Below are 14730 nucleotides of genomic sequence, written 5' to 3'. Positions count from 1 at the left end.
AATCACCATGAACCGTGCGTTTCTTTACAATGTCAGTGCAAATGTGATGACGTTTTTCTTGATGATGCTGATGTCTGTTTGTTTAACGCCTTACATTGTTCATACACTTGGAGTGGAAGCGTTTGGTCTGATTCATCTGACGCAAAATATGATCAACTATTTATCGGTCATTACGGCTTCATTAAGTGCTGTGGTGGTGCGTTTTTTTTCTGTTGCGGCTCATAAAGGAGAGATGGAACAAGCGCAGCGCTATCTCGCTTCCTATTTTGTCAGTTCTCTTCTTTTATCCATCTGTCTTTTTTTACTTTGTCTATTCATGTCTCAGCAGCTGGTTGACTGGCTTCATGTGCCTGCTCATCTTGCAAAAGATACACAGATCGCCTTTGTGTTAGGGGGTCTTTTATTTATGCTCAATTTCGTCATGTCTGGTATTGGGGCGGCACCGTTTTATGCGAACAAATTATATGTATCGAGTGTTGGACAGGCCATTCAGATGTTTGGCAGGGCGCTTGTGATTGTACTGTTATTTACTGTGACGACACCAGCCATCTGGCATATTCCGCTTGCAGCCGTTATGGGGAGTTTCGCCGCTTTGGGAATGGGTCTCTATTATTTTAAGAAACTCATTCCTTGGTTTTCGTTTAAGTGGCGGTACGTTTCTTTATCTTCAAGTCTCACGCTGGTTCGATCAGGGGTGTGGCATTCATTTGAGCAAATGGGCATTTTGTTGTTTTTACAAATCGATTTATTGATGACCAACTTACTGATTGGGGCAGAAGCGACTGGACAGTATGCCGCCATTTTACAATTCCCATTATTATTGCGCACCCTTGCAGGGACACTTGCGGTTGTGTTTGCGCCAACGATCACAAAATTATATTCAAATCAAGACGAGCAGGGGCTCATTCAATACGCCGCCAATGCCATGAAATGGAGTGGTTTATTTGTGGCATTCCCCGCGGCTCTGTTAGGAGGTCTTGCCGGTCCGCTCATGCTGTTATGGCTTGGACCAGCCTTTGAGGAACTGAAATGGCTGCTGATGATTCATGCGGCTTATTTGTGTTTCACGTTGATGTTTTTACCGCTGACCTATGTACCGACTGCCTTTAACCGATTTAAAGTGCCGGCGGTTGTGACACTCATATTAGGCGGTTCCAATGTCCTGTTCGCCTATGGACTGACTCACCTACTTCAGTTTGGGTTATATGGCATTGCCTCAGCAGGGGCCGTTGTTTTATTGATGAAAAATATCGTCTTTCTCCCATTGTATACAGCCAAGATCACGAAACAGAAAAGTACCATCTTTTACAAACATACAGTCGTTCCGCTGTTTGGGGCTCTGTTCATATGGGGGATCTGTGCCGGCATTCAGGCTGTGTATGATGTGACGAGATGGTGGGAGCTATTTTGTATTGGCGGAATATGTTTCGTTCTCTACTTAGGCTATTTGTATCAATTTGCAGGAACAAAACAAGAGCGGATACAGCTCATGCGTAAGGTGAAACAAGCTGCTATTGAACGAGCTGTCTCCCGCTAGTGTGGAAAGGAGAAGCAATGATGAAAAGAATAATAGATGTGGTCGTGGCACTGACATTGCTCATCGCAGGGAGTCCTCTTTTCCTTCTCATCTATGGACTCATTCGGTGGAAAATCGGAGCGCCTGTGGTGTTTCGACAAGAGCGGCCTGGTCTGTACGGACAGCCGTTTATGCTTTATAAATTTCGGACGATGACCGAGGAATGCGATGAACATGGCGTACTGCTTCCAGACCATCTTCGATTAACAAAAACCGGCGCCTTTATTCGCAAGCTCAGTCTTGATGAATTGCCGCAGCTTGTCAATGTACTCAAAGGGGAAATCAGTCTCGTTGGACCAAGACCGCTTTTAATGGAGTATTTACAAATGTACACAGAGGAGCAAGCGAAGCGTCATCTTGTGAAGCCTGGTATCACTGGATGGGCCCAGGTGAATGGGAGGAATACTCTCTCTTGGGAGGAGAAATTCACCTATGACCTCTGGTATGTAGAGCACCAATCGTTTTGGCTCGATATGAAAATCTTATGGATGACCTTGCTGAAAGTCATCAAAACAGAAGGGGTGCAGCAGCCAAATCATGCAACAGCTGAAAAATTCAAAGGAACCGATACGTAAAGAGCAGCCCATTGGCTTAATAGGGGCTGGCGGACACAGCAAGGTCATTCAGGAGTTGATTTTTTTGCATCCTGATTACTCATTGTGCGCTGTATTAGACGATCGATTTGAGGAGGCTGACCCTCAAAACGGCACTTTGTATGGTCCGATTTCTATGAGTCAAAAGGTAAGAGATGAAATACCTGATATGCAATGGCTGATTGCCATTGGGCAAAACGAAATCAGACAGAGGATCAAAGAACGTCTCGCATTTGAAGAGAGGGCATTTGCCACACTGATTCATCCAGAGGCAGTTGTGAGCTCGTCAACGAAGGTTGGCCGAGGAACGGTTGTGATGGCAAGGGCTGTTGTGCAAGCAGATGCAGTAATTGGTGAGCATGCCATTATCAACACCGGTTCTATCGTGGAGCATGACTGCTTTCTCGAATCTTTTACGCACCTTTCTCCGGGAGCTGTGCTCACCGGCTGTGTCTCTGTGCGAGAGGGTGCTCATATTGGAGCTGGGGCTGCTGTCATACCTGGCAGAACCATTGGAAGCTGGGCAGTGATCGGCGCAGGAGCGGCAGTGACCCGAGATATACATGATCAGAAAGTCGCCGTAGGCGTTCCTGCAATTGAGATCAAAGATCGAAGAGAAGGTGGGAAATCATGAGAGACAGGAAACGAATCTACTTATCTCCTCCTCATATGAGTGGAAAAGAACAGAAGAAAATAGAGGAGGCATTTAAGAGCAACTGGATTGCACCATTAGGACCGCTTGTAAATGAATTTGAGCAAGTGGTCGCGGATTATGCAGGGGTGAAGAGTGGAGCGGCATTATCTTCAGGGACAGCAGCCATTCACCTTGCCTTAAAACTCATTGGCGTTCAAAAGGGAGATATGGTCTTTTGTTCCACTCTCACATTTGTTGCCAGTGCAAATCCTATTTTATATGAACAAGCGACGCCTGTTTTTATTGATTCAGAAAAAGAGACATGGAATATGTGTCCGCTGGCGTTAGAGAAAGCCTTCGCTGAAACAAAACGACTTGGGAAAAGACCCCGTGCGGTTATTGTCGTTCATTTATACGGACAAAGTGCGAAAATGGATGAAATCATAGCGGTGTGTGAGGCATATGATGTGCCAATCATTGAAGATGCGGCTGAATCGTTAGGCAGTATATATAAAGGAAGAAAAAGCGGTTCAATGGGCAGGTTCGGTGTTTACTCTTTTAACGGAAATAAAATCATTACAACATCAGGAGGCGGAATGCTTGTCAGTGATGATGAAGCAGCCATCGACCGAAGCCGATTTCTCGCGTCACAGGCAAGAGAACATGCCCTACACTATGAACATCAAGAGGAGGGATATAACTATCGGATGAGCAACCTGCTCGCAGGTGTAGGAATTGCACAAATGGAAGTGTTAGAGGAGCGTGTTCAGCAAAAACGCCGCATTTTCGAGCGTTATCAAGATGCTTTAGCCGATATTGAAGGCCTTCAATTTATGCCAGAATATCAAGAAACCACATCAAACCGCTGGCTGACCACATTCACCATTGATCATCATGTACAGATGTCTCCAGTAGAGATGATAGATGCTTTAGAACAAAAGCAGATCGAAGCAAGACGTGTATGGAAGCCACTGCATCAGCAGCCGCTCTTTCATGGTTGTCCTTTTTATACAACAGCCGATGAAGTCCCTGCATCTGAGTTGTTATTTGAGACAGGTCTTTGCCTGCCATCTGGTACAAGTATGACAGACGCGGAACAGGAGCTTGTCATTGATACACTGTACAACGTCTTGCAAAAGAAAGCATTACCCTCCTCATAGGCTGCTCGTTCATCGGCAGCCTGCCTCTCTTTTTAACAAATCCCTTAATTTGTGGAATAATAAGGAATATATATTGTCATTTCGTTTCAAATATGATATTGACAACAGGGTACTTCCTCCTTAAAATGAAAATGATTATCAGCATCAATTAGGAGGAGCAACTTATGTCTATTTGGAGAAATTTTCCGAAAATTAAAATAAATACAATATTACCTATCCTACTGATCTTCTTACTAGTAGGCTGTTCTCAAGCAAATAATGGAGCAGGTGGAGACAAGGATCATCCCGATATGATCACTATGGCATGGCCAAGAGATATTGGCGAAATGAATCCACACATATACAATCCATCACAATTGTTTGCCCAATCCATGATTTACGAACCATTGGTGAGCTATCAAAAAAATGGAAAGCTTAAACCTGAATTGGCAAAATCATGGGATGTTTCAAAGGATGGTAAGGTGTATACGTTCCATCTTAGAGACAATGTCACGTTCTCAGATGGATCTAAATTTAATGCGAATATTGTGAAAAAGAATTTTGATGCGATTTTAAAAAACAAAGAAGTACATAGCTGGTTAGGTGTCATAAAGAAAATCAAAAAGACAGAAGCAGTGGACAAGCAAACGTTTAAACTCACATTAACTGAGCCTTATTATCCAACTGTTCAAGAGTTAGCTGTTGTGCGCCCCGTTCGTTTCCTAGGCGAAGCAGGTTTTCCAAAAAACGGAGATACATCAAAAGGAATCGAAAAACCAGTGGGGACAGGTCCTTGGGTATTAAAGACGTACAAAAAAGATGATTACGCGATCTTTGAACGAAATGACCACTACTGGGGAGAGAAACCAAAGGTCAAAGAAATCAAAGTGAAGGTCATTCCAGATGCCGAAACAAGAGTGATGGCATTTGAAAAAGGCGATGTAGATTTACTTTATGGAGAAGGAACGATTAGCCTCGATGCTTTTAAACAATTAGAGGCGAGCGGCAAGTATGAAACAAAGATGTCAGAGCCTGTAGCCACAAGACAGCTTGTCATGAACACAAAAATCGATCAGCTGTCAGATGAGAAAGTGCGTCACGCTCTTCAGTATGCGATCAATAAAACATCATTGGTGGAAGGTGTGACCTCTGGTTTAGAGGATGTAGCAGATCACATCTTGCCGACCAACATGCCATATACGTCAGGCATCCGGGTGAAATCTTTCCAATATGATGTGGACAAAGCGAAGGCTTTACTGGATGAAGCAGGCTGGACGCTTCCGAAAGGAAAAACCATACGCGAAAAAGACGGAAAAACGCTTGAGTTTAGTATGATGTATGACTCAGCAGAATCGATTCAAAAAACAATGGCTGAAACACTGCAGGCAGAATGGGCAGCCATTGGGGTCGGCGTCAAACTTGAAGGTGTCGAGCTGGCGACGCAGGTTCAGCGGTTTAAAGCGAACAAGTTTGATATGAACTTCTTTAGCAATTATGGAGCGCCGTATGATCCGCATACATTTATGAACGTTGTCTCATCAGATGGTTTTGGATTCAAAGAGGCGATCTCAGCGTATCCGAATAAAGATAAGCTGATCAAAGAAATGACGGAGATTCCATCAACAACTAATGAAAACAAACGTAAAGCACTTTATTCGTCCGTCTTATCATCCTTGCAAGATCAAGGGGCGATTGTGCCAATTTCTTATTTTAAAAAGACAGCTGTTTATCAAAAAGATGTGAAGGACTTTGATTTCCCTGCGAATCGAGATGAACATCCTTTCACAGGCATCAAGCTGAAGTAACAGAAGGAAGGTAAGCAAATGAGCCGCTATATCATCAAACGAATGTTATCCATCATTCCTGTATTTCTACTAGCCACACTGTTCACAACTGGCATGATTCATCTGTCACCAGTTGATCCAGCGGAGGCATATTTAGCAGCGGCTCATATTCAGCCTACTGATGAGGTATTAGCCCAAAAACGAAGTGAATTTGGTTTAGATGAACCTTTTTACATGCAGTACCTTCATACGATTGAAAAAGTCGTCCGTCTTGATTTTGGGCGGTCGTATATGACCAATCAGCCTGTGCTTGATGAGGTGATCTATCGAATACCTGCGACGATTCAATTGGCGTTCACTAGTCTGCTGATCGCAATTTGTGTCAGTATTCCACTAGGCTTTTTCAGCGGGTTGAGAAAAAACGGCGTTGTAGATCATGTGAGCCGGATGATTTCTTTCCTAGGAGCATCTATCCCGACCTTTGTTTTGGGATATTTGCTCATCTTCTTTTTTTCAGTGAAACTCGATCTTTTACCTGTTGAAGGTGTTGGTACATGGGAACATCTTGTACTGCCATCCATTACACTGGCTGTGCCATTAATTGCGATGTATACGAGATTATTGCGAGCGAGTGTGAGTGAGACGCTTCACGAGCCTTTTGTTCAATATGCGAGAATGAGAGGGCTAAAGGAACAATCGATTATGTTCAAACATGTCTTCAGAATGGCGATATCACCGATGCTGACAGGACTTGGCGTGAATCTTGGCAAGCTGCTCACAGGGACTATTATTGTAGAGGCTGTTTTTTCATGGCCTGGATTTGGACGATTTTTTATAGAAGCGATCTTTAACCGGGATCTGCCGGTCATTCAATTTTATGTGTTGATGGCGGCGTGTATCTTTATCTTAAGTAGCTTGATGGTTGATCTCCTTCAGCTGCTCATTGACCCCCGTATTTCTAGAAAGGAAGGCCGCCAGCCATGATGACAAAAGTAAAACACCTCTTCTATCATCAAAAGATGATCTCGATCTGTGTGGTGCTGCTCGGTCTCCTGCTCATTGTGACGGTATGTGCACCATGGATCGCTCCGCATGACCCGGCGGCTGTTAATCTTGCAATGAAGCTAAAGGGTTCTTCATGGGAGTATCCTCTAGGCACCGACCAATTGGGAAGGTGCAATTTATCTCGTATTCTATATGGTGCTCGTATTTCACTAGGCTGTGCGTTGTTAATCTTTGTTTCCTCTCTATCTATCGGTTTAATCGTAGGGCTGATATCTGGATATAAAGGCGGCTGGATCGATCACGTCTTGATGAGATTGTGCGACGGGGTCATGGCATTTCCGAATTTGGTACTGATCCTCGGATTAGTCGGTATTTTTGGACCGGGGCTTTCTCAAGTGGTGCTGGCTTTGATGCTTGTGCACTGGGTGTATTACGCTCGCGTCTTTCGAGGGATGGTGCTTAGTTTAAAGGAACAAAACTTTATTGCAGCTGCGAAGATTAGCGGTACTTCCCATTGGAATATCATGAGAAAGCATATGATTCCGAATGTACTGCCGCCACTCGCAGTTGTGGGCACACTTGAAATGGGCTGGGCGATTATGGACATTTCCGCCATGTCTTTTCTAGGCTTAGGGGTTCAGCCGCCTACGCCTGAATGGGGAGCGATGATCCATGAAGGAAAATCTTATATTCAAACAAATCCTCAGCTGATGCTTTATCCGGGCCTTGTGATTATGGCTGTGGTCATTCTATTCAACTTACTGGGAGAAGCCCTTTCAGAGAAATATGGCATCAAACGTCGTGTGTAAAGGAATGAGTCAGTTGGAAGAGTCTATTTTAAACATAGAGAACCTGCATGTGCATACGAAAACGCCGCAAGGAACCATTTCTCTCGTTCAGGAAGTAGCATTTGAGGTAAAGCGCGGTCAAATTGTTGGATTAATTGGTGAGAGTGGATGCGGAAAAACGGTGACAAGTATGTCGATCTTAAACATGCTTGATCGAAAAACAACGGAAGTGACAGGCAGTATCACTCTACAAGGTCGAGAATTGATTGGTTTGAGTGAACAGCATATGCGGTCTATTCGTGGCAAAGATCTCTCATATATCATGCAAAATCCAATGAATAGCTTTACGCCTGTATGGACGATTGGACATCAATTGATTGAAACAATCCGCCGGCATACAGCTGTCAGTAAAAGGCAGGCACGGGTCCAGGCAATTAAAGCCTTAGAGAAAATGAACCTGCTGCATCCAGATCAATTACTGAGTAAATACCCTTTTGAATTAAGCGGGGGGATGCTCCAGCGTGTCATGATTGCTATGGCTGCCTGTATGCATCCACCTCTGATCATCGCAGATGAACCGACAACCGCATTAGATGTACACAATCAGAAGCTGGTGCTTGAGCACTTGAATCAAATTCGTCATGAATACGGAACGGCGATTTTGCTCATTACCCACGATCTTAGTGTGATTGCGGAAATGGCAGACGAGGTCGTGGTGATGAAACGAGGAAAAATCGTTGAAAAGGCTGAAGTTCTTGAGCTTTTTGAACACCCGAAGCATGATTATACAAAGAAACTTTTAGCAGCTCGTCCATCCATTCCAGCTGTTTGCACGATTTGAGGTGAGAAGACCGTTGCATTTAATAGAAGTGAAAGCAGTTAGTCATTCATATGGCAACCGATCGTTTCTGATGAGGACAAAAGGGAGAGCCCCTGTCCTGAAAAACGTTCATTTGACCATTGAAGAAGGCACTTGTCTAGGGTTATTAGGTCAAAGTGGTGCAGGGAAAAGTACACTCGGCCGCATCATCCTTGGACTAGAGCAGCCGAGGGACGGACAAGTTCTGTTTGAAGGTCAGGATATCATTCGTGCAGATCAGCGGACACATCAGCATTTCCGCCGACATGTACAAGCGGTATTTCAAGATTCATATTCAGCGGTGAATCCAAGGTGGACAGTGGAACAAATTCTATCTGAGCCGCTTGAAAACTATGAACCAATGACCCGTAAAAAACGTCAGCATATACTGATTCACTGGTTAGAAAGAGTAGGGCTCAGTGAGCAGGATTTGTCCAAGTACCCATACCAATTTAGCGGTGGTCAGCTACAGCGGATCAACATCGCCAGAGCACTGGTGCTTCAGCCAAAGCTCATTGTGCTGGATGAATCAGTCAGTAGCTTAGATATGGTTACCCAGGCAGTCATTTTAGATTTGTTAGTCGAATTAAAGAAAGAGCTGAAGCTTGCATACTTATTTATCACACATGATTTGACAGCGGCCTATCATTTAAGTGATCAATTAGCGATTCTTGATCAGGGTGAACTTGTGGCTCAGTTTCAATCGAAGGATGATTTCTTTCTATCAGAGCACGAAGCTGTGCTGAAAATGAAGGAGGCAACGCTCGCCAGCCACCCTTTGTCTCGAACGATTGGCAGGCCGGTTCGTTAACTTTTTCATTCCCTCAATGCCTCTTTTAAGAGAGGCTATTTTTCATGAAAGGCAGGTGGCATCGTGAACCATCGAGCATATTTAGCTTTGGCGATCCCTTTAACCATTTCAACGATGACCACGCCATTACTTGGAGCTGTCGATACAGCAGTTGTTGGTCAGCTTGCCAACCCCGCTTATATAGGGGGCGTCGCAGTCGGCAGTCTCATTTTTAGTACATTGTACTGGCTGTTTGGCTTTTTACGGGTAAGTACATCTGCTTTTGCCGCCCAAGCAAACGGAGCGCAGAACGAGGAGCAGGGTGTTCTTGCTTTTCTAAGGCCTTTTTTGCTAGCTACTATCGTCGGGCTTTGTTTTATTGCTCTTCAATGGCCCATTATTCAATCCGCATTATGGATCATCTCTCCTGCTGCTGATGTGCGCGAATATGCAGCGGACTATTTTCATATTCGGATCTGGGGAGCGCCATTTACCTTGATGAATTACGTCATACTCGGCTGGCTGATGGGGATGGCAAAAATGAAAGAAGCCCTTTCTTTACAAATTTTGATCAATGTCATGAATATGATCTTGGCATTGATCTTAGTTCATGCGTTTTCTTTTGCCGTCAAAGGTGTGGCAGCGGCGACTTTGATCTCTGAACTCACTGCTTTTGTGTTAGGGGCCTGGATCATCTTGAAGCATACGTCAAACGGTTTTCGGATGCCGTCTATCCAGCAGGTGATGGACACACGTGCAGTAAAGAAAATGTTTCATGTGAATAAAGACTTATTTATCCGAACGATCTGTCTGCTTGTTGTGATCAACATGTTTACAGCAAAGGGAGCTTCTTTCGGAACAGAGCAATTGGCGGCGAATGCCATTTTATTTCAAATTCACTACATCATGGCCTATTTGTTCGATGGATTTGCCAATGCGTCCAGCATCCTTGTCGGTAGATCAGTAGGTGCGAACGACCGAGCGCTTTATGATAAAACATTAACCCTTTCGAGACAATGGGCAGTTGTGATGGCATGTGTCATTGCGGCAGGTTACTTTTTCTTTAAAGTACCGATTTTGAGCCTGTTTACAAATTTGCCTCAGCTTCTTGATGTGACACTGCAATATGCCGATTGGCTCGTTCTTTATCCGTTTGCTGCTTGCTTTGGCTTGGTGATTTACGGTGTATTCACAGGTGCGACAGAAATTGCTCCTGTTAGGAATTCAATGCTGTTTGCGATGATTTTGTTTGTGGCTGTTCAGGCGGCAGTCATTCCGATATGGCACAATCACGGACTATGGTTTGCCTTTATCATTTATACTGTAGGGCGGTCCGGCTTTTTGATGATGTACAAATCGAAGCTGGATCAAAAGCTTTTCCTGCATGAAAAACACCCTTTGCAATCATGAGAAAGGGTGTTGTTTTTCGTCCATTTATTCGCTTTCTTTTTTCACCTTTTGGTACGCTTCATCGAGATGCTGAATTCGCTTCAAGACAACAGCATTTTTCGTCAATTGGTCCTGCACAAGTGTAGAAACCACCGACCGATAATAAGCGTTCATGGCATGAATCTTGTCTTCATGTTGATTCATGGCAATGTGCTGTTTTAAGTTATCAATAAAGTATGGAACGGAAAAAAGTTCAGACATGGAAATCACTCCTATTTCGTATATACGGTCCGTCAATCTTCATGTAAAATGATGAGAGGGAGGGGAGACAATGAGCCTTAAACTGCAACAAGAACTAGTATTAAAGCAGGTACTCACGCAAGAACTCAGGCAGGCGATTACGCTGCTGCAATTGAATTGTGCAGAGCTGGGTGAGTATCTTGATCAGTTAGCGCTTGAGAACCCTCTGATTGAGCGGAAAGACACGGACAGCTATCAACCAGTTTATCATAAAAGAACGCAAGATCGAATGACAGAGCCGTATCGTACGCATCAAAAAGAAAGCCTGCAAATGTATTTAAAAAGACAGGCCATTGATTTGAATTTAAGTGAAAAGAATCAAAGGATTTTTCAATTCATGATTGAGTCCATTGATTCCAATGGCTATTTAAATGAACCGGTTGACCAAATGGCCGCTGTGTTACAGGCTTCGGCAGAAGAAGTAGAGGCCGTTCTTCATCAGCTTCAATCATTAGAGCCTGCCGGTATTGGCGCTAGATCATTGCAAGAATGCATCCTGCTCCAGCTTAGACGAAAAAAGGATCGCTGGTATGAAGCAGAGCTGATCATCGAAGGGCATTTCTTTCTTTTCGCAAGGAAGGCTTGGAAGGAAATCGCAGCTAAAACAGGTATGCCGTTGAAAACCCTGCAAGCCATACAAGATGAGGTGTCGCTTCTCGAACCAAGACCAGGCCTTCATTTCTCTTATGAAGACCAGGATGTGTATATAGAACCAGATGTGTTGATTACAGCTGCGGGAGGTCACATCACATTCGAGCTGAACCAGCGTGCTTTTCCGGACATTGAAATGAATGAAGGGTATTTCGCCATGATTCAAGATCAAAAGCGGCATGAAGCATATGCATATTTAAAGGAAAAGCATCAGCAGTACAATTGGCTTGTTCAAGCGCTGAAGCAGAGAAAACAAACGATGACAAATGTCGTTCGTGAGATTATCTTACAACAGACTGATTTTTTCCTGACAGGGAAGCATAAAATGAAACCGCTTACGATGAAGCGGATTGCAGATATATTACAAGTGCATGAGTCGACAGTGAGTCGAACAGTCAAAGGGAAAATGGTGCAGACTCCTTATGGGTTAATGGAAATGAAACAGTTTTTCCAAGCGAAACTAGAAGGGCATTCGCTTGAAGAAGCATCCAGCTACACAGTGAAGACCCACATTGCAGAGCTGATTCAATCAGAAAATAAGAAAAAACCGTATTCGGATCAGCAAATCATGACGCAGCTTCAGCAAACCTTTGGTATCCGCGTCTCTCGCAGAACCATTGCCAAATATCGTGAACAAATGAACCTTCCGTCTTCCACGCTGCGGAAGCGATATGATTAAAAAGAAGCACATGCCAGAAACAATGGCACGTGCTTCTTTTTTGATGAGTGGAAGAGTGATAGAAGATTTCTTGAGAATTGAAAAAAGGGAAGACGTGTGATCTGAATTTTGGGGTAAAGTATAAGATAGGGCATGAGCCGATAGGGTAGACAACAGTGATGAGGTGAGACCAATTGAAATATAAACAAATCAAAACGAAAAAAATATATGAAGAAATTGCGGACGCATTAGTCGAATCCATTCGAACGGGGGAGCTTCTTCCGGGCGAAAAATTAGACTCGGTTCAAGCACTTTCTGAAAACTTTCAAGTCAGCCGTTCCGCTGTGAGAGAGGCGCTGTCCGCTTTGAAAGCGATCGGATTAATAGAGATGAAGCAAGGAGAAGGCACATATGTGAAGCAGTTCGATCCTGAGCAGCTCACATTTTGTTTATCTCCTGCTTTTTTGATGAAGCAGCAGGATATCGTGCAGCTTCTTGAAGTGAGATCAATCATTGAATCAGGTGCTGTCAAAAAGGCAGCATTGCTGCGGACAGACGAGGACCTCCATCGACTGCATGAGGCACTTGAACAAATGAAGCGTGCAGAAGCGCATAAAGAAATTGGTGAAGAGGCAGACCTTACATTTCATCTTGCCATCGCTAAAGCCTCAAAGAATCATTTACTGGCGGCGTTAATGAATCAGGTCTCATCCTTATTAATTGAAACGATGCGGGAAACGAGAAAAATCGTGTTATTTTCAAGAAAAGCGTCCATACGTCAGCTTTACAAAGACCATGAACGTATTTATCAAGCTGTCATGGACAAGCAGCCAGAAGAAGCGGAGAGGGCGATGCTTACACATTTGGAAAAAGTAGAACAACTTCTTGGTGATGTGCTGCAAGAACAGGAAGGAAAGCCAGATATTCAATAAGCTGTGCCGAAAAACGGCACAGCTCTATTATTGAAGAGAAATATGCAATTTTTTCATTCGATATTGCAGACTTTGCCTGCTCATGCCCAATATCTTTGCAGTCTGTGAAATATTGTCGTCCATTTTATTTAAGTAATGGACGATGTATTGTTTTTCAAATCGTTCCATTTGGGTTTGGAAATCAGTTGTATGATCTGAGCTCGTGTAGACAAACGTATCAGTTGCAGCTGCTCGATTAAGCGGACTCATCTGCATGTGTTCACTAGGACGTCCTTCTCCTTGCTTGAAACGGAAATGGTAAGGAAGGTGATGCATGCTTAAGTATGTTTCGTCCATCATCATATTCATCCCAGCTTCAATCACATGCTCCAGTTCTCTTACATTGCCCGGCCAATGATACGTTTGGAACAGGGCAAGTACCTCTTCATCAGCCGCCTTCACATTCATTTGAAACAGTTCATTATATTTTTGAATAAAATGCATGACAAATGTGGGGATGTCTTCTTTTCGCTCAGAGAGTGGCGGGATAAACAAGGTGACAATGCCAAGCCGGTAAAATAAATCCTTTCGCATTCGTCCACCTGCGATCGCATCCACAGGGTCCTCATTCATATTAGCAATCACTCTCACATCAATGGCGATTTCCTTTGTACTGCCTAACCTTCTCACACGTTTCTCTTGCAAGACGCGCAATAGTTTTGCTTGAAGAGCTGGGTGTAATGAGTTGATCTCATCTAAAAGCAGTGTACCTCCTTGTGCTTGTTCGAATAGACCGGGCTGATCTGTTGCCCCTGTAAAAGCCCCTTTTTGTGTTCCAAAAAGCAGACTTTCAATGAGGTTATCAGGCAGTGCTGCGCAATTCTGCGTAATAAATGGTCCAGATGAACGGCTGCTGCCATTATGAATGCTTTGTGCAAATAGCTCTTTCCCCGTCCCTGTCTCACCAACAATCAGCACATAAGAAGAGGTACGTGTGGCTCGTTTCGCATGTTCAATTACTTCTAAAAAGGCAGGACTCTCCCCAATGATTGAATCAAATGTAAAGCGTGTGTTTCCTTTTTTCTTCATATTGTGATGAATGAGCCGTTCCAGTTTCGTGACATCATTCGAAATTTCAACCGCTCCTTGAATCAAACCGTCTCGAACGAGCGGGTATGTATGGTTAATCGTTGTGATTTCTTTTCCATTGTAGTTGTGATACGTCTGCTTTGCATGAACCGTCTGTTTCCCGGTTCGCAGCGCTTGGACAAGTGTACTGTGCATCTCATCCTGAAACACAAAGAGGTCTAAGACATTTTTATAAAGGACATCAGAACGTTTTAAAGATTCGATCTCCATCATTTTTTTGTTATAAACAATGGTATTACCATTTTCATCAATGGCGTGAACCCCAACATCAATTAAATCGAGCATTTGTTTATATAGATCAATCTCATTTTCAAGCTTTGCGGTATGCTGATCTTTTTTCACTTGCGCCACCTCCAGACATTACCTCTATTTTACATGAAAAATTTTGCGGTTTCCTCTAAAAAAATTTGCATATGCAAAATTATTTTGCGTTAAAGATGAGAACAATCCTAGGCACAGAGCGATCACTAAGTTGGCATGATCCTTGCATAACATAAGAGTGAA

General features: G+C 43.6%; 14 protein-coding genes. 12 read left to right on the top strand and 2 right to left on the bottom strand.

All coding sequences use genetic code 11. The annotated features are described in order from the left end of the window. Positions 1–7 precede the first annotated feature (7 nt). The 10 genes from MHI20_RS09950 to MHI20_RS09905 all read left to right on the top strand — a co-directional run bounded on the left by MHI20_RS09950 (position 8) and on the right by MHI20_RS09905 (position 10578). On the top strand, positions 8–1537 hold the full coding sequence (locus tag MHI20_RS09950) for an MATE family efflux transporter (protein ID WP_340937908.1): 1530 nt from the start codon (positions 8–10) through the stop codon (positions 1535–1537). A gap of 20 nt (positions 1538–1557) precedes the next feature. Next, positions 1558–2151 (top strand): sugar transferase, encoded by a 594-nt coding sequence (locus tag MHI20_RS09945; protein ID WP_061420206.1) that lies wholly within the window; start codon positions 1558–1560, stop codon positions 2149–2151. After that, a complete protein-coding gene (locus tag MHI20_RS09940; protein ID WP_061420203.1) occupies positions 2114–2803 on the top strand; it encodes an acetyltransferase in 690 nt (229 codons plus the stop codon). Before MHI20_RS09945 ends, MHI20_RS09940 begins: the two co-directional genes overlap by 38 nt. Beyond that, positions 2800–3963 (top strand): DegT/DnrJ/EryC1/StrS family aminotransferase, encoded by a 1164-nt coding sequence (locus tag MHI20_RS09935; protein WP_061420200.1) that lies wholly within the window; start codon positions 2800–2802, stop codon positions 3961–3963. Before MHI20_RS09940 ends, MHI20_RS09935 begins: the two co-directional genes overlap by 4 nt. A gap of 164 nt (positions 3964–4127) precedes the next feature. After that, positions 4128–5747 (top strand): nickel ABC transporter substrate-binding protein, encoded by a 1620-nt coding sequence (gene nikA / locus MHI20_RS09930; protein WP_268382109.1) that lies wholly within the window; start codon positions 4128–4130, stop codon positions 5745–5747. 18 nt (positions 5748–5765) lie between these two features. After that, positions 5766–6710 carry a nickel ABC transporter permease subunit NikB gene (gene nikB / locus MHI20_RS09925; RefSeq protein ID WP_041507793.1) on the top strand — a complete coding sequence of 315 codons (945 nt, stop codon included), beginning with the start codon at positions 5766–5768 and terminating at the stop codon, positions 6708–6710. Then, entirely contained in the window at positions 6707–7540 is an 834-nt protein-coding gene (gene nikC, locus MHI20_RS09920; RefSeq protein ID WP_340937894.1) for a nickel ABC transporter permease subunit NikC, read from the top strand. The genes nikB and nikC overlap by 4 nt, the downstream gene beginning before the upstream one ends. 4 nt (positions 7541–7544) lie before the next feature. Then, positions 7545–8360: a nickel import ATP-binding protein NikD gene (gene nikD, locus MHI20_RS09915; RefSeq protein WP_192876892.1), complete on the top strand. Its 816-nt coding sequence runs from the start codon at positions 7545–7547 to the stop codon at positions 8358–8360. A gap of 13 nt (positions 8361–8373) precedes the next feature. Then, entirely contained in the window at positions 8374–9189 is an 816-nt protein-coding gene (locus MHI20_RS09910; RefSeq protein ID WP_340937884.1) for an ABC transporter ATP-binding protein, read from the top strand. Positions 9190–9252: 63 nt separating this feature from the next. Next, positions 9253–10578: an MATE family efflux transporter gene (locus MHI20_RS09905; RefSeq protein WP_039169192.1), complete on the top strand. Its 1326-nt coding sequence runs from the start codon at positions 9253–9255 to the stop codon at positions 10576–10578. Positions 10579–10602: 24 nt separating this feature from the next. Here the strand turns inward: MHI20_RS09905 and yvfG are convergent, their stop codons facing one another. Continuing rightward, positions 10603–10818, bottom strand: a complete 216-nt coding sequence (gene yvfG / locus MHI20_RS09900; RefSeq protein WP_017359206.1) for a protein YvfG — start codon at positions 10816–10818, stop codon at positions 10603–10605. A 70-nt stretch (positions 10819–10888) separates the two neighbouring features. On the opposite strand from yvfG, the gene rpoN reads away from it, so the two are divergent. After that, positions 10889–12187, top strand: a complete 1299-nt coding sequence (rpoN, locus tag MHI20_RS09895; protein WP_058336938.1) for an RNA polymerase factor sigma-54 — start codon at positions 10889–10891, stop codon at positions 12185–12187. Between the two features lie 173 nt (positions 12188–12360). Continuing rightward, positions 12361–13098, top strand: coding sequence for a FadR/GntR family transcriptional regulator (locus tag MHI20_RS09890; RefSeq protein ID WP_047945671.1), 738 nt, complete (start codon positions 12361–12363; stop codon positions 13096–13098). Between the two features lie 27 nt (positions 13099–13125). Here MHI20_RS09890 and MHI20_RS09885 read toward each other — a convergent pair whose 3' ends face one another. Next, positions 13126–14568 (bottom strand): sigma-54 interaction domain-containing protein, encoded by a 1443-nt coding sequence (locus MHI20_RS09885; protein ID WP_159159992.1) that lies wholly within the window; start codon positions 14566–14568, stop codon positions 13126–13128. Between the last annotated feature and the right edge of the window lie 162 nt (positions 14569–14730).

This window comes from Bacillus sp. FSL K6-1106 (assembly GCF_038005245.1).
Lineage (GTDB): Bacteria > Bacillota > Bacilli > Bacillales > Bacillaceae > Bacillus > Bacillus altitudinis.
This window is presented reverse-complemented; position numbering and strand designations above follow the sequence as displayed.